Origin of the sequence: Ralstonia pickettii, assembly GCF_001699815.1 — a bacterium.
Lineage (GTDB): Bacteria > Pseudomonadota > Gammaproteobacteria > Burkholderiales > Burkholderiaceae > Ralstonia > Ralstonia thomasii.
Genome location: NZ_MCGB01000029.1, coordinates 39,894 through 62,137, shown reverse-complemented (window position 1 = coordinate 62,137; position 22,244 = coordinate 39,894). Strand labels below are relative to the sequence as shown.

Annotated in this window: 20 protein-coding genes and 1 pseudogene; 6 read left to right on the top strand and 15 right to left on the bottom strand. The window is 64.2% G+C overall.

Features of this window, described 5'->3' with window-relative positions:
- Positions 1–75: 75 nt before the first annotated feature.
- Positions 76–1,038, bottom strand: a complete 963-nt coding sequence (locus BEK68_RS05815; protein ID WP_004626616.1) for an isoaspartyl peptidase/L-asparaginase family protein — start codon at positions 1,036–1,038, stop codon at positions 76–78.
- Between the two features lie 17 nt (positions 1,039–1,055).
- The gene (locus BEK68_RS05810) at positions 1,056–2,045 is read right to left on the bottom strand and encodes a MurR/RpiR family transcriptional regulator (protein ID WP_012435432.1); all 990 of its coding nucleotides are present in this window, start codon (positions 2,043–2,045) and stop codon (positions 1,056–1,058) included.
- A gap of 240 nt (positions 2,046–2,285) precedes the next feature.
- Between BEK68_RS05810 and BEK68_RS05805 the strand changes: the two genes are divergently transcribed.
- Positions 2,286–4,223, top strand: coding sequence for an ATP-binding cassette domain-containing protein (locus BEK68_RS05805; RefSeq protein WP_012435431.1), 1,938 nt, complete (start codon positions 2,286–2,288; stop codon positions 4,221–4,223).
- Between the two features lie 31 nt (positions 4,224–4,254).
- A complete protein-coding gene (locus BEK68_RS05800) occupies positions 4,255–5,361 on the top strand; it encodes a CaiB/BaiF CoA transferase family protein (RefSeq protein WP_012435430.1) in 1,107 nt (368 codons plus the stop codon).
- Here the strand turns inward: BEK68_RS05800 and BEK68_RS05795 are convergent.
- The 4 genes and pseudogenes from BEK68_RS05795 to alr all read right to left on the bottom strand — a co-directional run bounded on the left by BEK68_RS05795 (position 5,344) and on the right by alr (position 9,040).
- A pseudogene (locus BEK68_RS05795) lies at positions 5,344–5,870 on the bottom strand (DUF523 domain-containing protein). The gene BEK68_RS05800 and the pseudogene BEK68_RS05795 overlap by 18 nt on opposite strands.
- 16 nt (positions 5,871–5,886) lie before the next feature.
- Complete coding sequence (locus BEK68_RS05790) at positions 5,887–6,366, bottom strand: disulfide bond formation protein B (RefSeq protein ID WP_004626605.1); 480 nt, start codon at positions 6,364–6,366, stop codon at positions 5,887–5,889.
- Positions 6,367–6,476: 110 nt separating this feature from the next.
- A complete protein-coding gene (gene radA / locus BEK68_RS05785; protein WP_004626603.1) occupies positions 6,477–7,847 on the bottom strand; it encodes a DNA repair protein RadA in 1,371 nt (456 codons plus the stop codon).
- Positions 7,848–7,915: 68 nt separating this feature from the next.
- Positions 7,916–9,040, bottom strand: a complete 1,125-nt coding sequence (alr, locus tag BEK68_RS05780) for an alanine racemase (protein WP_012435428.1) — start codon at positions 9,038–9,040, stop codon at positions 7,916–7,918.
- Between the two features lie 647 nt (positions 9,041–9,687).
- Between alr and lplT the strand changes: the two genes are divergently transcribed.
- Entirely contained in the window at positions 9,688–11,004 is a 1,317-nt protein-coding gene (lplT, locus tag BEK68_RS05775; protein ID WP_004626599.1) for a lysophospholipid transporter LplT, read from the top strand.
- A gap of 27 nt (positions 11,005–11,031) precedes the next feature.
- On the opposite strand, the gene BEK68_RS05770 is transcribed toward lplT, so the two are convergent.
- From BEK68_RS05770 to tsaB, 3 genes are read right to left on the bottom strand one after another with little or no spacing between them, the layout of a single operon-like run.
- A complete protein-coding gene (locus BEK68_RS05770) occupies positions 11,032–11,826 on the bottom strand; it encodes a uracil-DNA glycosylase (RefSeq protein WP_004626597.1) in 795 nt (264 codons plus the stop codon).
- Positions 11,823–12,350: a ribosomal protein S18-alanine N-acetyltransferase gene (gene rimI, locus BEK68_RS05765; protein WP_004626595.1), complete on the bottom strand. Its 528-nt coding sequence runs from the start codon at positions 12,348–12,350 to the stop codon at positions 11,823–11,825. The genes BEK68_RS05770 and rimI overlap by 4 nt, the downstream gene beginning before the upstream one ends.
- On the bottom strand, positions 12,347–13,087 hold the full coding sequence (gene tsaB, locus BEK68_RS05760) for a tRNA (adenosine(37)-N6)-threonylcarbamoyltransferase complex dimerization subunit type 1 TsaB (RefSeq protein ID WP_012435427.1): 741 nt from the start codon (positions 13,085–13,087) through the stop codon (positions 12,347–12,349). The genes rimI and tsaB overlap by 4 nt, the downstream gene beginning before the upstream one ends.
- Positions 13,088–13,260: 173 nt before the next feature.
- Between tsaB and BEK68_RS05755 the strand changes: the two genes are divergently transcribed.
- Entirely contained in the window at positions 13,261–13,530 is a 270-nt protein-coding gene (locus BEK68_RS05755; RefSeq protein ID WP_012435426.1) for an acyl-CoA-binding protein, read from the top strand.
- Between the two features lie 43 nt (positions 13,531–13,573).
- Here BEK68_RS05755 and BEK68_RS05750 read toward each other — a convergent pair whose 3' ends face one another.
- From BEK68_RS05750 to BEK68_RS05735, 4 genes are all read right to left on the bottom strand, one after another.
- Positions 13,574–15,031, bottom strand: coding sequence for a DHA2 family efflux MFS transporter permease subunit (locus BEK68_RS05750; RefSeq protein ID WP_012435425.1), 1,458 nt, complete (start codon positions 15,029–15,031; stop codon positions 13,574–13,576).
- Positions 15,032–15,121: 90 nt separating this feature from the next.
- Positions 15,122–15,592 (bottom strand): SRPBCC family protein, encoded by a 471-nt coding sequence (locus BEK68_RS05745; RefSeq protein WP_009238279.1) that lies wholly within the window; start codon positions 15,590–15,592, stop codon positions 15,122–15,124.
- A gap of 243 nt (positions 15,593–15,835) precedes the next feature.
- Entirely contained in the window at positions 15,836–17,416 is a 1,581-nt protein-coding gene (gene aceB / locus BEK68_RS05740; RefSeq protein WP_004626584.1) for a malate synthase A, read from the bottom strand.
- 85 nt (positions 17,417–17,501) lie between these two features.
- Positions 17,502–18,200, bottom strand: coding sequence for a haloacid dehalogenase type II (locus tag BEK68_RS05735; protein ID WP_004626582.1), 699 nt, complete (start codon positions 18,198–18,200; stop codon positions 17,502–17,504).
- 218 nt (positions 18,201–18,418) lie between these two features.
- Here BEK68_RS05735 and BEK68_RS05730 point away from each other — a divergent pair, with 218 nt between their 5' ends.
- Together BEK68_RS05730 and BEK68_RS05725 are read left to right on the top strand one after the other, a co-directional pair.
- A complete protein-coding gene (locus BEK68_RS05730) occupies positions 18,419–19,348 on the top strand; it encodes a LysR family transcriptional regulator (protein WP_004626580.1) in 930 nt (309 codons plus the stop codon).
- 84 nt (positions 19,349–19,432) lie between these two features.
- Complete coding sequence (locus tag BEK68_RS05725) at positions 19,433–19,867, top strand: universal stress protein (RefSeq protein WP_004626578.1); 435 nt, start codon at positions 19,433–19,435, stop codon at positions 19,865–19,867.
- Positions 19,868–20,035: 168 nt separating this feature from the next.
- Here the strand turns inward: BEK68_RS05725 and aceA are convergent, their stop codons facing one another.
- A complete protein-coding gene (gene aceA / locus BEK68_RS05720) occupies positions 20,036–21,340 on the bottom strand; it encodes an isocitrate lyase (RefSeq protein WP_004626576.1) in 1,305 nt (434 codons plus the stop codon).
- 396 nt (positions 21,341–21,736) lie between these two features.
- Positions 21,737–22,000, bottom strand: a complete 264-nt coding sequence (locus BEK68_RS05715; protein WP_024541673.1) for a hypothetical protein — start codon at positions 21,998–22,000, stop codon at positions 21,737–21,739.
- Positions 22,001–22,244 lie beyond the last annotated feature (244 nt).

Below are 22,244 nucleotides of genomic sequence, written 5' to 3'. Positions count from 1 at the left end.
GACGCTGCTGGCACTCGGCTGTTTGGTTGCTGTCACGACAAATCTCCTGCTGTCCTGCTTGGCGGCTTCGGCTTCTTACCGATAGATCGACACAACCGGCGCTTGCGCGCCGCGTGCGAACCCGCGGTACATCCCTTCGGTGTTGAACGGCAACGCGACGTTGCCCTTCGCGTCTACGGCAATCAGCCCACCGCGGCCATTGATGGCCATGAGCTTGCGCATGACCACGTCGTCGGTTGCATCGGCCAGTGACTTGCCGGCGTATTCCATCTGTGCGGCCACGTCGTAGGCAGCCACGGCGCGGATGAACATCTCGCCCGTGCCGGTGCACGACACCGCCGCCACGTTGTTTGCAAAGCAACCCGCGCCAACGATGGGCGTATCGCCCACGCGGCCGACCTTCTTGTTGGTCACGCCGCCCGTGGAGGTGGCCGCCGCGAGGCGCCCTTGCGCGTCGCATGCCACGGCGCCCACGGTGCCGAACTTGTTGTCCGGGTCGATGGGTGCAGCTTCCTTGGCCACGAGCGACGCGGCATCGTGATCGAGCAGCGCCATGCCGTCTTGCTGGCGGGCGCGCTGCCATTGGGCGTAGCGCGCTTCGGTGTAGTAGTAGTCCGGCTCGACAAACTCCAGGCCCTGCGCTTTCGCGAAAGCCTCGGCGCCTTCGGAGGTGAACAGCACGTGTTCGCTGCGCTCCATCACCGCGCGGGCCGCGAGGATCGGGTTGCGCAGGCGCTTGACACAGGTCACTGCGCCGGCGGCCAGCCTGGCGCCATCCATGATCGACGCATCGAGTTCATACGTGCCGGCACTGGTAAGCACCGCGCCCTTGCCGGCGTTGAACAGCGGGCACTCTTCGAGCAGGCGCACGGCTTCGGTCACGGCATCCAGGGCGCTACCGCCTTCCACAAGGATGCGTTGCCCTGCGGCCAGGATGTCGTTCAGCGCTTGCTGGTAAGCGGCTTCCTTGTCGGCACTCATGGCCGTGCGGGTGATGGTGCCGGCGCCGCCGTGGATGGCGAGGATGGGCGTAGTCATGCGTGGCTCGATGTCAATCAGTTTTCAGCGGCGCGTTTGCGGCCGCGTCGGGTGGTTGTCGGTGTGCCGGAGGCGCCCGGGGCGTCATTGGTGCGCGGCGCTGGGGCTGTATGCAGCCACGGCAGCACGAATTCAGTCAGGCGTTCGGCCGATTCCAGCGAATGCGCCGAACGATGCGCCACCGCGCCGCACAGCGCTTCGAACAGCGCCACGGCGGCCGTGTCGGACGTGGCGGAGAATTGCCGCTCCGGCCGCGCATACAGCGCAATGTCGGCCAGCGGCGCGAGCGGCGATGTGGGGCTGTCGGTCAGCGCCAGCAGTTGGCAGCCTTGCTTACCGGCCTGCTTGGCCAGCGTGATGGTGTCCGCCGCATAGCGCGGGAAAGCGATGGCGATCAGCAGATCCTTCGGCCCGATCTTGCGCAGTTGGCGTGCCGCATCCGATGCGCCGCCCGGCTGCGAAACGGAGATCACCGTGTCGCAGTACAGATCGAGCCCATGGCGCAGCAGCCCCGCCAGATAACCGCTGGCGCCAAAGCCCATCACGTAGATGCGCTGTGCGCCCAGGATGGCGTCGACCGCGCGTTCGCAGGCTGCGGGGTCGAGCATGCGGCGCGTGGCATCAAGGTTGGCGATGTCTTCGTTGAGCGAGGCGGCAAAGATCTCCGCGCTGGTAGCCGGGCGTGCCAGCTCGTGGCGCAGCTTTTCCACTGGCGCGAGCGTCGCTTCGAAACCGCGCAGCAGCCCGGCACGGAACTGCGGATAGCCGTCAAAGCCCAGCGCCAGCGCGAACCGGTTGGCCGTGGCAATCGACATGTCGACCGCCGCGGCAAACTCGTCGATGCGCATGGTGGCGGCGCGGAACGGGTTCGCCAGCACGTATTCCGCCATGCGCTGGTGCGCGGGCGTGAGCGTGGCAAGGGCCGCCCCAATGCGCTCGGAGACCGTCGCATCGGCGGCAAATGCGCCTTTCGACACATCCGTACGCTTGCTGGTGGATTTCGCCATGTTCCTGGGCCGTGAAAATTTTGTGTAAATGTATTTTCACGAATCGACCGTGTAAAGAAAAAAACTTTCATGAAGACCTATGGTTTTCCCTAGGTCGAATGCCGCCGCACAGGTTGCGGGCGAGTGCCGCCTCGTCGCGGTGCAATACACCAGTCCAAACGCCCCAGGTGCGCCAGGATCGTGCGACGCAGCACGCTACAATCGCACCCTTCTCCGATTTGCCTTCAAGCGCAGTTTTTCGTGATCCGATTCGACGACCTCGTCCTCCAGCGCGGCACCAAGGTGCTGTTCGACCACGCTACCGCCACTCTCAACCCCGGTGAACGGGTCGGCCTTGTCGGCGTGAACGGCAGCGGCAAATCCACGTTGTTTTCGATGCTGCGCGGCGAGCTGCACGCCGACGGCGGCGAAGTCGCCATCCCGCCCACCTGGCAGGTCGCACACGTGGCGCAGGAAACGCCCGCAGTCGACCGCAGCGCGCTCGACTACACGCTCGACGGCGATACCCGCCTGCGCGACATCGAACGCCGCCTCGCCGCGGCCGAAGCCGCGCACGACGGCCACGCGCAAGCCGAAGCCCACACGGCCTTTGCCGATGCCGACGGCTACACCGCCCCGGCGCGCGCGCAAGCGCTGCTGCTCGGTCTCGGCTTCACAATGGCGCAGACGACGCAACCGGTGGCGAGCTTCTCTGGCGGCTGGCGCATGCGTCTGAATCTGGCCCAGGCTCTGATGTGCCCGTCCGACCTGCTGCTGCTCGACGAGCCCACCAACCACCTGGATTTGGACGCCGTGGTCTGGCTGGAAGACTGGCTGTCGCGCTATGCAGGCACGCTGGTGATGATTTCCCACGACCGCGAATTTCTCGACGGCGTGTGCAACGTCACGCTGCATATCGAGAACCAGAAGCTCAAACGCTACGGCGGCAACTACACGCAATTCGAAACGCAGCGCCTGCAGCAGATGGCGCTGCAGGAAGCGTCGTACGCACGGCAGCAGAAGCAGATCGCGCATCTCGAATCGTTCATCACGCGCTTCAAGGCCAAGGCCAGCAAGGCCAAGCAGGCGCAGAGCCGCGTCAAGGCGCTGGAGCGCATGGAGCGCCTCGCGCCCGTGCATGCGGCGGCAGGCTTCTCGTTCGAATTCCGCGAGCCTGAGGCGGCGCCCAACCCGATGCTCACGTTTGAAGGCGTCGATTGCGGCTATCCGGGGCCCACCGAAGACCAGCCGATCACCATCCTCAAACACCTGACGTTCTCGATCCAGACCGGCCAGCGCATCGGCCTGCTGGGTGCCAACGGCCAGGGCAAGTCGACGCTGGTGAAAACGCTGGCCGAGACGCTGGCGCCGCTGTCCGGCACGATCCGGCGCGGCAAGGGCCTGCAGATCGGCTACTTCGCCCAACACCAGTTGGAAACATTAGATGACCACGCCTCGCCGCTGCTGCATCTGGCGCGGCTGGCGCCCGACGTACGCGAACAGGAGCTGCGCGACTTTCTCGGCAGCTTCAACTTCCGCGGCGACATGGCGACCTCGCCCATCGAGCCGTTCTCGGGCGGCGAGAAGGCGCGCCTGGCGCTCGCCCTGATCGTCTGGCAGCGCCCCAACCTGCTGCTGCTTGATGAACCGACCAACCATCTGGATCTCGACACGCGTGAAGCGTTGACGATGGCGCTCGCCCAGTTCGACGGCACGCTGATCCTCGTCTCGCACGACCGGCATCTGCTGCGCGCCACGACCGACCAGTTCCTGCTCGTTGGCCAGGGCACTGTCGCCCCGTTCGACGGCGATCTGGACGACTACCGCGACTGGCTGCTCAAGCAAGCCGCGGCCAAGCGCGCAGCCGCCGGCGCACAGGCTGCTCCGGCCGATGCGGATGGCGCGCCGGCCACCAACCGCCGCGATCAGAAGCGCGAAGAAGCCACCGAACGTCAGCGCCTGAATGCGCTACGCAAGCCGCTGCAAAAGAACGTCGATGCCATTGAAAAACGCATGGCACCGTTGCAGAAGGAAAAGGCGGAACTCGAAGCCTTCCTCGCCGACGGGGTAGCGTATGAGGAAGCCAACAAGGCGCGCATGATGGAAAGCCTGCGCCGCCAGGCCGAACTGAACGCCGAACTCGACGAGCTGGAAGAACGCTGGCTCGAGCTGCACGAACAACTCGAACAAATCAATTGAGGCTGGCGCGTCCGGCCAAGGAGACCTGTTGATGACATCGCCCTCGCCGGACACCGCCACGCACCAGCCATTGGCCGGCGTGCGCGTGCTCGACCTGACGCGCCTGCTGCCCGGCCCGGCCGCCACGCGGCACTTGGCCGACCTCGGCGCTGAAGTCATCAAGATCGAAGACCCCGGCCCCGGCGACTACGCCCGCGACATGATGCGCACCTCCGCTGACCGCGCGGCCGAACGCCCGAGCCTGTTCTTCCGCTCGCTCAATCGCGGCAAGACCGAAATGCGGCTCGACCTGAAACGCGCCGAAGACCGCGACGCGCTCATCGAACTCGTACGCCACGCCAATGTGCTGATCGAAAGCTTCCGCCCTGGCGTCATGGCGCGCCTCGGGGTCGGCTGGGACACGCTGCGCGCGGCCAACCCCGCGCTCGTCATGTGTTCCATCAGCGGCTACGGCCAGGACGGCCCGCTCGCGCAAGCCGCCGGCCACGACATCAACTACGTCGGCTATGCGGGCATGCTCGATCAGCTTGCCAGCGCGGATGGCACGCCCATCGTCCCGAACGTGCAGATCGGCGACCTGCTGGGCGGCGCGCTCACGGCGGTGGTCGGCATCCTGGCTGCGCTGGTCGACGCGCGCGCCACGGGCCGCGGCCGCTACGTCGATGTATCGATGACGGATTCGGTGTTCGCGCACAACCTGATGGCGTTCTTTGCCGTCGGCACGCGCGGCAAGGCCAGCCCCGCGGGCACCGATCTGCTCAATGGCGGCGTGCCGTGCTACGGCGTATATCGCACGGCGGACGATCGCTTCATGGCCGTCGGCGCGCTCGAATTGAAGTTCTGGCAGGCGATGTGCGATGTCATCGAAAAGCCCGAATGGAAAGAGCGGCACTGGGCGCTCGGCCAGCGCGTCGGCGGCGATGACGCACGCGCCATTCGCGACGAACTTGCTGCGCGCTTCCTGACCGCCACCCAAGCCGAATGGACCGCGCGTTTTGCCGATGCCGATTGCTGTGTCACGCCCGTGCTGCGCATGGAAGAAGCGCTGCAACATCCGCTCTTTGTCGAGCGCAACAGCGTGGTGAAGGAGAACGGCGAGCCCGTGCAGCTTGCCTTGCCGCTACGGTTTGCCGATTGACGAATCGGCGCGATCCTGCGCGTCGAGCGCATCGAGCAGCCGCCCGGCTTCTTCCAGCTGGTGCTGGCTGAATATGCGGATGCCATGTTGGCGCAGCAGCGCCGCCGTCACGCCCTCGCCTTCCTGCAACTGGCTGGAAAACGTCCCGTCGTAGAGAAACGCAGAACCGCAAGACGGGCTCCGCTCGGTAAGCACGGCGACTTGCACGCCGGCCGCCTGCGCCGCTTCCAGTGCGCGTTGCGCGCCTTCGAGAAACGCTTGGGTGACATCGTGGCCGTGGTGTTCGACGACACGGGCTGCGCCGCGCAGTACCGCCGCGCCCCCCCCTCGCCGTGAATTTCCGCGGGCAGACGCGGCACCGGCAAACCGCCGGCCATCTCCGGGCACATCGGCACGATACGCCCTTCCATCTGCCAGCGCGCCAGGATGCCGCCCTCGGTGGCGACCGTGCCGCCGTCATAGCGCTCCGGCTGGCCCAGCAGGCAGGCACTCACCAGCACGCGTTGCATGATCTGCGGCTCTGGGTTAGCGGCGCTCGCGGCGGATCATCCCCACCACCAGCGTCAGCGACAGAATCACCAGCCAGATCAGCGACCACACCGGCACCGACAGGCCCAGCACCGGCGGCATCGGCCCGACGCACAGGCCATCGGCTTCGAACACCTGCGGCAACCATTTGGCAGTCGGCAGCGCGTTGACCCAGTTCTCAATCGGATCGATCCCGCACGTTGCCTTCGGGTTCAGCAGCAGCGATACGTGGTACCCCGCCACACACAGGCCGGCCAGCCCGGACAGCATCGCCAGCCCGTGCCACAGCAGCCGCGTGGCCGACGACAGGGCCGCCAGCAGCGAGAACACACCAATGCCCAGGAAAGCAAACCGCTGCAGGATGCACAGCGGGCACGGCTGCAGCCCCTCGACGTGCTGCAGGTACAGCGCATAGCCGACCACCCCGAAGGAGATCACGGCAATCAGCAGGAAAAAGGCGCGCGAGTTGGCTTGCATGGCGGCGTCAGTACAGAGGAGTCGTGGAGAAAAGTTGGCGGATTATCGCACCGCAACGGCACACGCATTTTCAAATGGCACGAGCGATACCGTAGTGAAATTTTGAACGTTCAAGCCTCGAGCGCCCGCACCCGATCGATGGCCTGTTCAATGCGCTCGACGGCAATGACCTCCAGCCCATCGATTGCCTGCTTCGGGGCGTTGGATTTCGGGATCACGGCAATCGAGAAGCCCAGCTTGGCCGCTTCCTTCAACCGCTCCTGACCGCGCGGCGTCGGGCGGATTTCCCCGGCAAGGCCGATCTCCCCAAACACGACCAGCCCGCGCGGCAGCGCCTTGTTGCGCATCGACGAATGGATCGCCAACAGCACCGCCAAGTCCGCCGCGGGCTCGGTAATCTTCACGCCGCCCACCGCGTTCAGGAACACGTCCTGGTCAAAGCACGCAATGCCGGCGTGGCGGTGCAGCACCGCCAGCAACATCGCCAGCCGATTCTGCTCCAGGCCCACCGCCAGGCGGCGCGGGTTCGGCACGTTGGCCGTATCCACCAGCGCCTGGATTTCCACCAGCAGCGGCCGCGTGCCCTCCTGCGTCACCAGCACGCACGAGCCCGGCACCACCTGTTCGTGCTGCGACAGGAAGAGCGCCGACGGATTCGCCACGCCACGCAGGCCGCGCTCCGTCATCGCAAACACGCCCAGCTCGTTGACGGCGCCGAAACGGTTCTTGAACGCCCGCACCAGCCGGTAGGCGGAATGCGTATCGCCCTCGAAATACAGCACCGTATCGACAATGTGTTCGAGCACACGGGGGCCTGCCAGCGCGCCTTCCTTGGTCACATGGCCAACGAGAATGGTCGTCACATCCAGCCGCTTGGCAATGCGCGTCAACTGCGCCGCGCATTCCCGCACCTGGGCCACGGAGCCTGGCGCCGAGGTCAGCGCCTCGGAATACAGCGTCTGGATCGAATCGATGACGACGACTTCCGGCTTTTCCGTTTCTATCGTCGCCTGGATGCGCTCCAGCTGGATCTCCGCCAGCAGCGCAAGGTTCGGGCTTTCGATGCCCAGGCGACGCGCACGAAGCGCGATCTGCGAGCCGGACTCCTCGCCGCTCACGTACAACACCCGCCGATCGGCCGACAGGTTGGACAGCGCCTGCAGCAACAGCGTCGATTTGCCGATCCCGGGATCGCCGCCGATCAGCACAACACCGCCGCTGACCAGGCCACCGCCCAGTACGCGGTCAAATTCGTCGATGCCGCTGGAGAAGCGCGGCACATCCACCGCGTCGATGTCCGACAGCTTGCGCACCGTCGCGCTGGAGGCGAGCGACTGGAAGCGCGCGCCGGCGCCGGACGTCGGCTGCGCGACGGTTTCCACCAGCGTGTTCCACTGCTGGCAATTCGGGCACTGCCCCGCCCACTTCGGTGCCGTGCCACCACATTCGGTGCACGTATAGACCGTCTTGCTCTTGGCCAAACAACCCCCTGCTTACGGCGCCGCGCATGGGCGACCGCCGCTTGATCTTTGTATTAACGATGCGGCGCTCAGGCAGCCTTGCCCAGGTCGCCGGCCTCTGCCGTGCCGACGGGCTCGACCAATACCGGCACGCGCGGCGCCAGTGCGCACATCAACTCATAGCCAACCGTGCCGGAGGCCTGTGCGACGTCGTCGATCGGCAAGCCCTCGCCCCACAGCGTGACGGGCGTGCCGACACGCGCCTCGGGCACGCCGGCCAGATCCACGGTGATCATGTCCATCGACACGCGGCCCACGATGTGCGTGCGCACGCCGTCGACCAGCACCGGCGTATGGTTGCCGTCCCAGCCCGGCGCATGGCGCGGGTAGCCGTCGGCATAACCGCACGCGACGACGCCGATGCGCATCGGGTGCTCCACGGTAAAGCGCGAGCCGTAACCGATCGTCGCGCCCGGCTGCAGATCCTGGATGGCGATCAGCTCGCTCTTGAGCGACATGGCGGGCATCAGGCCTGTGCCGTCAATATCCGCCGCCACGCCCGTCGGCGATGCGCCGTACATGATCACGCCTGGGCGCACCCAGTCGCGATGCGCCTTCGGATGCCACAGCGTGGCCGCGGAGTTGGACAGCGACGCTTCGCCCGGCAAACCTTGCGTGGCGCGCTCAAACGCCGCGAGTTGATGCTCGATGCCACGCGGGCCGTCGGCATCCGAAAAATGCGTCATGTGGACGATCGTGCCGACGCCTGAAATGGCGCGGGCGCGCTCCCATGCGGCGCGGTAGGCGGCGGGCGCGAAGCCGAGTCGGCTCATGCCCGTATTGATCTTGAGCTGCACGCTGGTGGGCCCTTTCAGGCGCGCCAGTTCCAGCATGCGCAGTTGCTCTTCGCAGTGGACGGTGGTCGTCAGGCGGTACTGCTCGACGATGGCCAGGTCTTCCGGCTTGAAAAAGCCTTCGAGCAGGAGGACCGGCCCCTGCCAGCCGAGTTGGCGCAGGCGGACGGCCTCGTCCAGATCGAGCAGACCGAAACCGTCGGTCTGGCGCAGGCCTTCATACACGCGTTCGATACCGTGGCCGTACGCGTTGGCTTTGACGACAGCCCACACGCGCGAGTTGGGCGCATGACGGCGGGCAATCTGGAGATTATTGGCAAGTGCTGGGCCGTGGATGACGGCCTGGATGGGTCTTGGCATGACGGCAAACCTGCAAAACGTGAATGCGATGGCGCGCTCGTGGCGCGGCGTCGGTGCTGCAGTGCAACAGGCAAATTGACTGTGCGGAGGCCGGTGCGCCCGGCCTCACGCGGTGAGCGTTCTATTTGACCACAGGACACCAACTGGTTCGCGCCTGTCATCAGCATGCTCAGAAAGAAAGTGCGCCGCCGTCACCGGAAGCGCACAAGTTTCATGATATAAAGCCGTTCAATTTAGGCATGGGAAAACCGTCGTGATGCGCAGCCAGCATGAGGAAAGTTGGGCACCAGCCACTTCTCTTTGCGCGATGGCGTCACATCGGGTTTGAGCATGCAAACAGGCGAGACCAAAACAAACTGCGGGCGGAACGCATGGCCCGAACGCCTGTCAGTGAAGATTCCCACGGTTGTCCGGCGGTGCGCGGCTTGCAGCACCGAACGGGCCCCGTCCAAGGGAACCACAATCAGGGGAGCCCACGCGGGCGCTGGCTTCAATGCCGCCACCGCGCACCTGTGCGCTGCGCGGCCACTCAGCCGACGCACCGCTTGGCCGGCACCTCCCGGAGGGCGCTTCCGGGTGCTGGCACGCTGCCGGCAAGACGTGAAGACGAACATGGCACCGCGGTCTACGGGGACGAATTCGAAGGTATGAAGAAGGGTTTTTACACCATCATGGCGGCGCAGTTTTTTTCGTCGCTCGCTGACAATGCGCTGCTCATTGCCGCCATCGCCCTTCTCACAGAGATGCATGCGCCGCAGTGGATGACCCCGCTGCTCAAATTGTTCTTCGTACTCTCTTACGTTCTACTTGCCGCCTTCGTGGGCGCATTTGCCGACTCCCGCCCCAAAGGCAAGGTGATGCTCATCACCAATGCCATCAAGCTGGTTGGTTGTGGCGTGATGCTCACCGGCCTGCATCCGTTGCTCGCCTATGGTGTGGTCGGCTTCGGTGCGGCGGCATATTCGCCGGCCAAGTACGGCATCCTTACCGAACTCCTCCCCCCTGAAAAGCTGGTCGCGGCCAATGGATGGATCGAAGGCCTGACCGTCGGCTCGATCATCCTCGGCACCGTGCTAGGTGGGGCCTTGATCTCCAACCATGTCTCGGCATGGCTGCTGTCGTTCGACATTCCTGGGCTTGAGCGCATCGATACACCGGCCGAAGCGGCCATGCTGGTGATCATGGTGATCTACCTGATCGCGGCGCTGTTCAACACGCGCATTCCCGATACCGGCGCACGCTATCCGCAGCAGGAAAAGAATCCGGTACGTCTCATTTCCGAGTTTGCCGACTGCTTCAACGCCCTGTGGCACGACAGGCTGGGCCAGATTTCCCTGGCGGTGACGACGCTGTTCTGGGGAGCGGGCGCCACGCTGCAATTCATCGTGCTGAAGTGGGCAGAGCAATCGCTGGAGCTGAACCTCTCGCAGGGTGCCATTCTGCAGGCCGTGGTCGCCGTAGGGGTGGCCGCGGGCGCCATGGCTGCCGCCGTGAAGATCCCCCTGCGCCGGTCGCTCGACGTGTTGCCGGTGGGCGTGGCAATGGGCGCGGTCGTCATGCTGATGGCGTTCTACACCAAGCACACGATTCCCGAAATCACATTCCACATCGGCCACATGAAGCTGCCGCTGTACATGATGATCGCCTACCTGTTCCTGATGATCGTGGGTGCGATGTCGGGCTTCTTCGTGGTGCCGATGAACGCGCTGCTGCAGCACCGCGGGCACGTGCTGCTCTCCGCCGGCCACTCGATTGCGGTGCAGAACTTCAATGAAAACGTCTCGGTGCTGCTGATGCTGTGCCTCTACGCGCTGCTCATCAAGCTCAATGTGTCGGTGGGCGTGGTGATCGTGTCGTTCGGCATCTTCGTCTGCCTGACGATGGCGCTGGTCATGCGCCGGCATCGCATCAACGAGAAACTGTTCCACACCGCCGCGCTCATCGGCGAAGACAAGCACCACTGACACAGTGCCCGCCCCGCCGGCGGACAGCTACTGGCCGCCGCGCTCCGCGTAGATCTTACGCGCCAGGCAGAGGTCTTCCCAGGCACGCGCCTTGTCGGTCAGCGTACGCAGCAGGTAGGCCGGGTGATAGGTCACCACCACGGGCACGCCTTCCACGTCATGCACCGTGCCGCGCAGCTTGCCGACAGGCGTCTGCGTCTGCAGCAGGTTCTGCGCGGCAACGCGGCCTAGCACGACGATGATGCGCGGCTTGACCAGCGCAATCTGACGCTTGAGATACGGATCGCACATCGCTGCTTCGTCCGGCTCCGGGTCCCGATTGCCGGGCGGGCGGCACTTGAGCACGTTGGCGATGAACACGCCCTTCTCGCGCGACAAGCCGATCGATCGCAGCATGCTGTCGAGCAGCTTGCCGGCCTGGCCGACAAACGGCTCGCCCTGCTTGTCTTCCTGCTCACCCGGCGCCTCGCCGATCAGCATCCATTCCGCCTCGCGATCGCCAACGCCGAAAACGGTGTTCGTGCGACGCTCGCAGAGCTTGCACGATGTGCAGTTGGAAACGGCAGCTTCGAGCTGCGCCCAGTCGAACGCGGCGATGCGCTGGGCGCGTGGTGCAGCCGTGTCCGATAACGCGTGCATGACAGGCGGTTCACCTCGCACGGGCACGGACTCGGCCGCAACAAACGAATCGGCTTCCACCTCTACGGCAACCGGCTCGGCGGCGGCGACCTCGACGGCCTCCAACCCGGCCGGCTCAGCCCCGCGCAAGGTCCATTCGGTCGAAACGCCCAGCGCTTCGAGCATTCGGGATCGACGATTCATGCTGCCTCCACCCCGCTCGCCTCGCACACCATGCGCATGACGAGCGCATCTTCGCGCGCGTTGTTCTCGGCCGGGTAATAGCGCTTGCGCCGGCCGATCTCGGCAAACCCGACACGGTGATACAGCGCAATCGCGCCGGTATTGGAGGGGCGCACTTCCAGCAGCAGGCTGCCGAAGCCATGCGACAACGTGAGCGCCGCGGCCAGGCGCAGCAGCCAACGGCCAAGCCCTTGCTGTTGCCACGCCGGCGCAACGGTTACGTTGAGCAGGTGCATCTCGTCGACCACCGGCATGAGGATCAGGTAGCCCGCGACCTCGTTGCCGCCATCACGCAACACAATGCCGAGGTGCCCGGACTTGAGCGAATCCTCAAAGTTGCCGCGTGACCAGGGAAACGTGAACGCCACCTGCTCGAGCGCCGCAACGCCAGCCACATCGAGTGCCGTCATGCGCTCCGCCCGCCAGCCCGCAGGCAACGGCGCTTGCGTGATGACGCGGGCCAACGTGCTCTCGATCAGGCTCATGGCTGGGCACCTGCTGCAGCGGCCTTGGCCAGCTGCACCGCCTGCCGCTCTTCAATGGTGAGCGCAACCTTGTCACGCACATAGAGCGGCGCCGCGTCTTCGGGTCGGACCGTATGGCCGGCTGCCAGAAGGCGCAGACCCACGGCGATGATCTCGCGGGCGTGCGGCGCGACTTCGGGCAACAAAGCCTCGGCGCCTGCGGCAATGCTTAACTGATCGCCGAACACCGCGGCGGCATTGCCTGCCAGCCAGTACCGCTGCGACGGCGCGGCAACGCTCTGCGGCCCGCTCACCTGGATGGCGGAAAGCGCATGCCACCCCGAGGCATCCTGCGCCGCATCGGCGGGCACGAAGCTGGCCCAGTAGCACTCGTCCATGCGCGCATCGAGTGCGATGGTCACGGCTGTGCCGGTGGGCAATGTTGCGCGCGTCTGTTCCGCGCAGGCGACGAGCGAGTTGACCGGCACGACAGGCAAGTCCGCACCAAAGGCCAAACCCTGCGCCACGCCACACGCTGTGCGCAGGCCAGTAAACGAACCAGGGCCAGCGCCAAAGGCAATCGCCGCGCAATCGGCCAGGGCGATGCCCGCCTCGGCCAGCAATTCGGAGGCCGCGGGCAGCACGCGGCTACTGGAGCGCGGGCCAGTGTGTTCATGTCGGAACAGCGTGCGCGTGCCGTCACCAAGGGCGACGGAACAGAACTCGGTGGAGGTGTCGAAAGCAAGAATCCAGGGCATGGCGGCATTGTAACGGCTGGTGTGGCGCCCGAAGGCGCAAACCCGTGGCCGCCGACGGGGAAACCGAGCGAAAAATCGACCAGAAAACCGAAGCCGTCCTCGAATTCAAACGGCCCGACCGCCCAACCCCGGCGCTATCATCGCCTGACCATTGTTTTCAGCCGGGAATCATCATGAGCGACCTGCAAGCCCGTTTCGACCAAGCCCAAATCGACGTCAAGGGCCTCTCCGAGCGCCCCGCCAACATGACGCTGCTGCGTCTGTACGCGCTGTACAAGCAAGGCGCCGAAGGCGACGCGCACGGCGACAAGCCGGGCTTTACCGACATCGTCGGGCGCTACAAGTTTGAGGCGTGGGAAGGCTTGAAAGGCACGTCGCAGGACGAAGCCAAGCAAAAGTACGTCGACCTCGTCGAAGAACTGAAGAGCGGCGCAACGACCTGATCGTCGAATCGCCAACGAAGAACCGGGCCCCGTGCCCGGTTTTTTATTGCGCTGCAGGAATGGCGGACGGCAGCTCGCGGCGGCGCATGCGCCATGCAGCCAGCACGGCCAGTGCGCACAGCGTCCCGAGAAAGACGAAGGTCTCGTCAAAGGCCAGGATGCGAGCTTCGGGGTCAACTGCCGCACCGTGCACCGTTTCGATACCCCGCGTGGCGAGCCGCCATTGCAGAAAAATGCCCGTAGCCGACACACCGATCGCCCCGCCTAATTGGCGCAGGAAATTGACGGCGCTGGAGCCTTGGGGGATCAACGTGAAATCAACACCGCGCATGGCGCCAAGGCTCAGCGATGGCAGCACGAAACCGAGCCCAACCCGCCCGATGACGGCGATGGCGATCAGCAGCAGATAGCTCGTTGCCCGGGTGTTGGTGGCCATCAGGAAAAACGACAGCGCCAGGGCCGCCAGCCCGAACGACACCAGTCGGAAAGGCTCGATGCGATTGGTCAGGCGCCCCGCCAGCATGATCGTCACGGCCAGCACGAGGCCGGCCGGCAGCAGCACCAGCCCGGCGCGCGACGGCGCATAGGCCAGCGCCACCTGCATATACACGGGCACAAGGTACGTCGAACCGTACAGCCCTGCCCCGTAGATGAAAGCCACGACTGCCCCCATCGCAAACTGCCGGTAGCTGAACAGCCGCAGGTTCAGCAACGGCGACTCCACCCGCCGCTGCCAGAACACGAAGCCCGCCAGGCACACGCCCGACACGAGCATCAGCACTATGCCGTGCGCAGCATCGCCATGCAGCGCGACCAGTCCGTTGAGCAGCGTGACGGTCGCACCGCCGATTAGCAGCAGGCCACGCCAATCGAGCGGCTTGGGCTCGCCTGCCATCGACGAGTTGATGGCCATGAAGCGCCGCGCCATCGCCCAGCCGATCAGCGTGAACGGCATCACCACGAAGAAGATCGAGCGCCAGCCGAACAATTCCACCAGGAAACCGCCCACGCTCGGGCCCACGGCCGGCGCGAGCACAACACCAAAGCCGAACAGGCCGAACGCCTTGCCCTGCTCGCGCTCGGGAAACACGCGCAGGATCAGGATGTTGGGCAGCGGCTGCATGATGCCGGCCGCAATCCCTTCCACGACGCGCATGGCGATCATTACTTCGTAATTGGGCGACAGGCCACCCGCCAGCCCGCCGACGCCCAGCAGCAGCAACGCGCCGATAAACGTGCGACGCAGCCCGAAACGCAGCAGCAGCCACGGTGTCAGCAGCATCGACAACGTCATCGCCACCATGAAGCTGGCCGATACCCACTGCGCGCGTTCCTGCCCGAGCACGAAATGCCGGCTTAGGTCGGGAATCGCCACGTTCACGATCGTGGCGGAGATGACGGACGACACCGCACCCACCATCAGCGTGAAGAGAACGAGCCATTTGAAGCGCTCGCCGTAACGCGCGCGCAGCGCCTCCAGGGTGGGCGTGAATGTCGTCATGGTCTCGTTGTCGTGATGTGTGAGACGACCAGGGTGCAGGCAGAGCAAACCCGGCCGGCGCCTCCTCCAGCGCCGGCCGGGCAAGACACGTCAGCCGAGGCGGCCGGTGGCGGCGATCTCCCGGATGCGGCGTACGGTGTCGATGTCGGATTCGCGGTAGGCGGATTTGACGATCTCGGCGTAGCGCGTGTCGCCGGTTTCATCGGCATTGGGCAGCGTCGTGTCGTAGACGAAGCGGATGAACGCGGCGTTGGCCTCGTTGCTCTCGATTGTCATCGTCAGCGACCCGCCGGCGTGTTCGCCGGTGGCTGCCGTGGTGTAGGTCACGCGCTTGTGCGGCTCGAGCGTCACGCGATCCTGGATGCGCGCCTTGCCGAAGACGAGTTCGCGCTCGACCCAGCCGTCACCTTCAGCGGTGATGATGCATGCGTCCAGGCTTTCGACAAATTCGGTTTGCTCGCGCACGCGCAGCACCAGACCTTGCCAGATCTGGTTCAGGGTGAGCGTGTCGATGAGGGGGTTCAGTGGATCGTTGACTTCCACCAGGTGTTCAAAGCGCAAAGCGGCCTCCGCAAGATTTCGTGACATTATCGCGCGGCGCGGGCGACCTTGCGCCAAATGAAAAAACGCCGGCGGGTTGCCCCAACCGGCGTTTCCGTTGCGCACTTTAAGCGTCGCTTAAAAATCGTTCACGGTCCGTAGCGAGCGACCCGAGGTTGGCGCGAGAAGCGCAGCCGTACATGAGTACGGCGAGCATCGCAGGGCCAAGATCGGGCCGCGCAGTAGGACTGTGAGCGATTTTTTTTAGATTTCTTCGTACAGCGGCAGGGTCAGGAATTCCGCAAAGTCTTCCGACGTCGACATCTGTTCGAAGATCACTGCAGCGCGGTCAAAGTGGCCCACCGCGCCCGTCTCCTTCACCTTGGCCAATTCTTCCGGGATCAGCTTGCGCACCAGTTCGGCCGTGACCTTGGTGCCGTCTTCCAGCTTGCCCTTGGGCGAGCGGATCCACTGCCACACCTGCGAGCGGGAGATTTCCGCCGTGGCGGCGTCTTCCATCAGGTTGTGGATCGGCACGCAACCGTTGCCGGCCAGCCAGGCACCCAGGTAGTGGATGCCGACGTTGATGTTCATGCGCAGGCCAGCTTCGGTGATCGGCGTTTCCGGCTGGAAGTCCAGCAGGTCCGCAGCCTTCACTTCCACGTCCGGGCGTTGCTTCTCGAACTGGTTCGGCTTGTCGCCCAGCACTGCCACGAATTCCTTCATGGCCGGCTCGACCAGGCCCGGGTGCGCCACCCAGCCGCCATCGTAGCCGTCGGTCGCATCGCGCTTCTTGTCGCCGATGATGCCGGCCATGGCGATGGCGTTCTTCTCCGGATCGTTCTTGATCGGGATCAGCGCGCTCATGCCGCCGATGGCGGGCGCACCGCGCTTGTGGCAGGTCTTGAGCAGCAGCAGCGCGTAGGCGCGCATGAACGGCGAGGTCATCGTCACCTTGGCGCGATCGGCCAGGCAGAAGTTCTTGTCGACCTTGAACTTCTTGATGCACGAGAAGATGTAGTCCCAACGGCCGGCATTCAGGCCTGCGCTGTGCTCACGCAGTTCGTACAGGATTTCTTCCATCTCGAACGCGGCGAGGATGGTTTCGATCAGCACAGTGGCCTTGATCGTGCCTTGCGGCAGGCCGATCTCGTTCTGTGCCATCACGAAGATGTCGTTCCAAAGGCGCGCTTCCAGATGGCTTTCCATCTTCGGCAGGTAGAAGAACGGGCCGGCGCCACGCGCGATCTGCTCCTTTGCGTTGTGGAAGAGGAACAGCGCAAAGTCGAAGATGCCGCCGGACACGCGCTCGCCGTCGATCAGCACATGCTTCTCGTCCAGATGCCAGCCGCGCGGACGCACCTGCAGCGTGGCGATCTTGTCGTTGAGCTTGTAGGTCTTGCCGTTCTGCTCCAGCGTGAGCGTGCGGCGAATGGCAGCCTTCAGGTTGACCTGGCCCTGGATCTGGTTGTGCCAGCTCGGCGAATTCGAATCTTCGAAGTCGGTCATGTAGCTGTCCGCGCCCGAGTTGAACGCGTTGATGACCATCTTGGCATCGACCGGGCCGGTGATTTCCACGCGGCGGCAATGCAGTGCCGGCGGGATCGGAGCAACCTTCCAGTCGCCTTCACGCACGGCCTTGGTTTCCGGCAGGAAATCCGGGCGCTCGCCGGCGTCCAGGCGCTTGGCGCGCTCGACACGGGCAGCCAGCAGCTCTTTACGACGCGGCTGGAAGGCACGGTGCAGCTTGGCGACCAGCGCCAGCGCTTCGGGGGTCAGAATGTCTTCATAGGCCGGCAGAATCTCAGCCTTGATCTCCATGCCTTGGGGCAGCGTGAGCGCCATGGTTGTTCTCCAGAGGATGATGTGAGGGTTGAACGCGCTTTGGTCTTACTTTGGCCCTATGACTGGGCCGATTCAATGCAATGCCTTACGTCGCTTGTGTTGCCTGCACGAACTGCAGCAGATCGCGCATATCGTGGCCGGCCGCGGTAGGCGCCACGTCGAGTGCCTCGGGCGGATGCCCCAGGCGGTTGATCCAGAACGTTGTGAAGCCGTACCACGTCGCGCCGCAGGCATCCCAGCCATTGGACGAGACAAACAGAATCTGTTCCGCCGGCACACCAAACGCTTGTGGCGCCAGCGCATAGGCCTGCGGCGCGGTCTTGTAGAGCTTGACCGCGTCGACCGACAGCACGTGATCGAACAGCCCGGACATGCCGGCACTCTTCACGGCAATGTCGAGCATCTGCGGGTTGCCGTTGGAGAGGATGCCCAGCGGCAAGCCCATCTCACGCAGGCGGCGCAGCGCGGGCACGTTCTCGGGAAACGCCGACAGGCAGGCATATTCGCGCATCAGCGTGGCTTCGTCGTGGGCGGAAAGCTCTACGCCCAGGCGTGCCGCCGCATAGCGCAGCGCATCGACGGTGATGTCCCAGAACGGCTTGTAGTGTTCACCCGAGGGGCCGGCCAGCGAGCGGATGCGCGTGTAGTCGATCTGCTTGTCGCGCCACAGCACCGACAGTGCTTCGCCCTTGCCGGCAAACAGTTGCTCGGCGCGCGCGGCCACGGAATACACGTCGAACAACGTGCCATAGGCATCGAACACCACCGCCCGAATCGAACGCATCAGAAGCTCCACGGACCCGAAGGCTACCCGCTTGTACGTTCCATTACGCAGAACGCCTTGCCGACCTTCGCAACGAGGGCCATTGTAGAAAAGCTGACGCACCGCACAAAGACGGCAATGGTCACTTGATCTTTAACTTTTACCAATGGAATGACGAGTGATAACCTTTATATTCGTCACAATCCCGCAGGCCCCGGTTGCCACGGTATACATCAGGCATGGATCATTTCAAGCAGCTCGAAACCTTTGTCGCCGTCGCCACACGCGGCAGCTTGTCCGCCGCCGCCGCCGCGGAGGGCGTGGCGCCTGCCATCATCGGGCGCCGCATCGACGCGCTGGAGGAGCGCCTGGGCGTAAAGCTGCTCGTGCGCACCACGCGGCGCATCACCCTCACGTTCGAGGGATCGGCGTTCCTGGAAGATTGCCAACGTATTCTCAATGACCTGCACAACGCCGAGGCCAGCGTCTCGGCCGGTGGCGTAAAAGCCAGCGGGCACCTGCGCGTGACCGCCCCGGCCGGTTTTGGCCGCCGCCATGTCGCGCCGATGGTGCCGGACTTCATCGAGACGCATCCCGATGTCTCGATGACGCTGGACCTGGGCGACCGTGTCGTCGACCTGGTCAACGAAGGCTTCGATTGCGCGATCCGCCTGGGCGACCTGCCCGATTCGAGCCTCGTTTCGATCCGCCTGTGGGAAAACCGCCGCGTGGTGGTGGCTGCGCCGTCGTACCTGGAGCGCCGCGGCGTTCCAACGCAGGTGGAGCAGCTTTCGACGCACAACTGTCTGGCCTTTGGCGCCAGTGCCAACGTGCAGCGCGGCTGGGTCTTCCAGCAAGGCGGCAAGGCCGTCACCGTCAAGGTGTCGGGCACGATGGAATGCACCGACGGCGCCGTGCTGCGCGAGTGGTGCCTGCAAGGCTATGGCCTGGCGTGGCGCTCATGGTGGGAGGTCGGACACGACATTGCCACGGGCAAGCTGGTCACGGTGCTCGATGCCTTTGAAGCGCCGCCGATTGGCATCCATGCGGTGTTTCCGCAGCGCAAGCATCTGCCGCTGCGCGTGCGTCTTTTTATCGATTTTCTAAAGAACACGTATGGCAACCCGGCCTACTGGCGCCGGGCAGACGCCTTGATCGGGATGGATTAGCAATCACCCCGAGTGGGTGAAACGCCGCATGCGGCCTACAATCAAGACAAGAACATCTTCCCGCATACCACCTCAGGAGGCCGCATGTTCCAGCACATCCTCATCCCCACCGATGGTTCCGAGCTGTCGCGCAAGGCGGTGGCGGGCGCGCTCGACTTTGCCAAGACGCTGGGCGCGCGCCTGACGGCCTACACCTGCCTTGAGGAATACCCGTACACGCCGTTCTCCGAGATCGTTGTGGAGACACCGCAGGCGTTCAAGGAGCGGGTCGAAGCGCAGGCCCGCGTGGTCCTCAAGGACGTGGAGGACGCCGCCGTCAGCGCTGGTATTCGCTGCGACACCGACATGAGCTGCTTCGCCGTCCCGTACATGGGCATCATCGACGCGGCCGAACGCCATGGCTGCGACGTCATCTTCATGGCCTCGCACGGCCGGCGCGGGTTGGCCGGGCTGCTGCTCGGCAGCGAAACGCAGAAGGTGCTCACGCATACCGAGATTCCGGTGATCGTCTATCGCTGAAGCCCGCGGCGCTCACGCTACGCAAGCCGCCCCGCCCCGGGCGGCTTCTCTTTTTTTATCAGCCAAAACGAAAAAAAAACCGCGCCGTTGAGGAAGCGCGGTTCGAGAGGCCGGCGTGTGGTCAGCACGGCCGGCCCGGATACCTAGGTGCCGGATGCGTCGGCAGCCTCAGGCAACCTTCTTGGCTTGCGCCGTTTCTTCGAAGAATTGTTCGTCTTCCGTCGAGCCCTTGAGCGCCGTGGTCGACGCCTCGCGTTCGATGGTCTGCGTCACGGCATCGAAGTAGCCCGTGCCGACTTCGCGCTGGTGCTTCACCGCGGTGAAGCCCTTTTCCGCCGCCTTGAATTCGGCCTCTTGCAGCTCCACGAAAGCGCTCATCTGGTTGCGGGCATAGCCGTAGGCCAGGTTGAACATCGAGTAGTTCAGGGCGTGGAAACCGGCCAGCGTGATGAACTGGAACTTGTAGCCCATTGCGCCAAGCTCCTTCTGGAATCGGGCGATCGTGACGTCGTCCAGGTTCTTCTTCCAGTTGAACGACGGCGAGCAGTTGTAGGCCAGCATCTTGCCCGGGAACTTGGCGTGAATGGCTTCCGCAAACTTCTTGGCGTATTCCAGATCCGGCTTGCCGGTTTCGCACCACACGAGGTCAGCCACTTCTGCGTAGGCCAGACCGCGCGAGATGGCCTGCTGCAGACCGGGCTTGGTGCGGTAGAAGCCTTCGACGGTGCGCTCGCCGGTGCAGAACGGCTTGTCGTTCTCGTCCACATCGGTAGTCAACAGGTCCGCCGCCTCTGCGTCGGTGCGGGCGATCAGCACGGTCGGCACGCCCATCACGTCGGCAGCCAGACGCGCGGCGACGAGCTTGCTCACGGCTTCACGGGTCGGCACCAGAACCTTGCCGCCCATGTGGCCGCACTTCTTCACGGCGGCCAACTGGTCTTCAAAGTGCACGCCCGCGGCTCCAGCCTCGATCATGGCCTTCATCAGTTCGAACGCGTTCAGCACGCCGCCGAAACCGGCTTCTGCGTCCGCCACGATCGGGGCGAAGAAGTCGATGTCGTCCTTGCCTTCCGACCATTGGATTTGGTCAGCGCGCTGGAAGGTGTTGTTGATCTTCTTCACGACCTTGGGCACCGAGTCCACCGAGTACAGCGACTGGTCCGGATACATCTCGCCGTTGCTGTTGGCATCGCCCGCAACCTGCCAGCCCGACAGATAGATCGCCTTCAATCCGGCCTTGACCTGCTGCATGGCCTGGTTGCCCGTCAGTGCGCCCAGGGCGTTGACGAAGGGTTCGTTGTTGATCAGGTTCCACAGCTTTTCGGCACCACGCTTGGCCAGCGTATGTTCGATCTGCAGCGAACCACGCAGGCGCACGACATCTTCAGCGGTGTAACCACGCTTGATGCCCTTCCAACGCGGGTTGGTATCCCATTCCTTCTGCAGCTTTTGCACTTCGAGTTCGCGTGACATCGCACTCTCCTGTTTGATCGCATCCATCAAATAAAAACCGGTATCTCACTCTGCGCCTTGAGCCGCTGGCGCCTTCTTGGGGCGCTGCTGGTTGGCTCAAGTCATATGTCTTATATAAGAGTGTAGAAAGGGCGGGTGCAGCGCAACAAGGAGAACATGTGTACAGGCAAAACTTTTTATTCTTTATTTTTCAAATACTTATGAACCATATTTCATGATACGGAAAGATTTTTTCTATCATGAAAGGCAGGGATGGTGCCGCGCGGTACGAATTTTTGCGGACCAAAACCCCTTTCCGCATTATGAAAAATCGTGGATATCTCTCCATCACATCGCGGTGCCACAAAAAACGCCGCAGGTGCGGCGTTCGGGATGGTGAAGGATAAGTGTGGGGAATCAGGACGCCCGCTCTACGTCCGCCAAAACGTCCCACTGCAGAAGATCGGGCGCCTTGCCTTGCAGGGCCGCCGCTAAGAACACATAGATCGCATCGATGAAACCGGCCCGAAACTCGCGCGGCAGGGCATGCGTGATGCCGTCGATTTTCGAGCGTAGCCGCATAGCCACAAAGGGCCGGCCGGCACGCGCATCAACGTGCGTACGGCAAAGAAAATCCTTGGCTGCGAGGGCGCCCGATTGGTAGTGCCGTAGCGCGTTCAACGTGCACCTCCGTAAAACGGATGCCAGGGGATGCAAGACGGTGGGGAAGGATAAGACGCGGGGCGATGCCCGCTTGATGCGATAGACATGACGTCTCCTAGATGAAGAGGCCAGCCGCTCGCTGCTAAACGAGGGTGGCGGGCCTGACGACGGCGTTAGCAGACCGGCCATCTAGAAACCGGCAGACCCGAAGGTCTCACCGCCCGGCCCGCCATGAAGCATAGGCGTGTGCAAGCACCGGACA

Excerpts from the sequence above, each read along its gene's own strand:
- lplT (WP_004626599.1), top strand. The coding sequence starts at position 9,688 with ATGAAGAAGGGTTTTTACACCATCATGGCGGCGCAGTTTTTTTCGTCG.
- BEK68_RS05735 (WP_004626582.1), bottom strand. The coding sequence starts at position 18,200 with ATGCGTTCGATTCGGGCGGTGGTGTTCGATGCCTATGGCACGTTGTTC.
- rimI (WP_004626595.1), bottom strand. The coding sequence starts at position 12,350 with ATGAGCCTGATCGAGAGCACGTTGGCCCGCGTCATCACGCAAGCGCCG.
- BEK68_RS05730 (WP_004626580.1), top strand. The coding sequence starts at position 18,419 with ATGGATCATTTCAAGCAGCTCGAAACCTTTGTCGCCGTCGCCACACGC.
- aceB (WP_004626584.1), bottom strand. The coding sequence starts at position 17,416 with ATGGCGCTCACGCTGCCCCAAGGCATGGAGATCAAGGCTGAGATTCTG.
- BEK68_RS05770 (WP_004626597.1), bottom strand. The coding sequence starts at position 11,826 with ATGAATCGTCGATCCCGAATGCTCGAAGCGCTGGGCGTTTCGACCGAA.
- BEK68_RS05815 (WP_004626616.1), bottom strand. The coding sequence starts at position 1,038 with ATGACTACGCCCATCCTCGCCATCCACGGCGGCGCCGGCACCATCACC.
- tsaB (WP_012435427.1), bottom strand. The coding sequence starts at position 13,087 with ATGCCCTGGATTCTTGCTTTCGACACCTCCACCGAGTTCTGTTCCGTC.
- BEK68_RS05790 (WP_004626605.1), bottom strand. The coding sequence starts at position 6,366 with ATGCAAGCCAACTCGCGCGCCTTTTTCCTGCTGATTGCCGTGATCTCC.
- aceA (WP_004626576.1), bottom strand. The coding sequence starts at position 21,340 with ATGTCACGCGAACTCGAAGTGCAAAAGCTGCAGAAGGAATGGGATACC.
- BEK68_RS05750 (WP_012435425.1), bottom strand. The coding sequence starts at position 15,031 with ATGACGACATTCACGCCCACCCTGGAGGCGCTGCGCGCGCGTTACGGC.
- BEK68_RS05725 (WP_004626578.1), top strand. The coding sequence starts at position 19,433 with ATGTTCCAGCACATCCTCATCCCCACCGATGGTTCCGAGCTGTCGCGC.
- BEK68_RS05800 (WP_012435430.1), top strand. The coding sequence starts at position 4,255 with ATGACATCGCCCTCGCCGGACACCGCCACGCACCAGCCATTGGCCGGC.
- alr (WP_012435428.1), bottom strand. The coding sequence starts at position 9,040 with ATGCCAAGACCCATCCAGGCCGTCATCCACGGCCCAGCACTTGCCAAT.
- BEK68_RS05755 (WP_012435426.1), top strand. The coding sequence starts at position 13,261 with ATGAGCGACCTGCAAGCCCGTTTCGACCAAGCCCAAATCGACGTCAAG.
- BEK68_RS05810 (WP_012435432.1), bottom strand. The coding sequence starts at position 2,045 with ATGGCGAAATCCACCAGCAAGCGTACGGATGTGTCGAAAGGCGCATTT.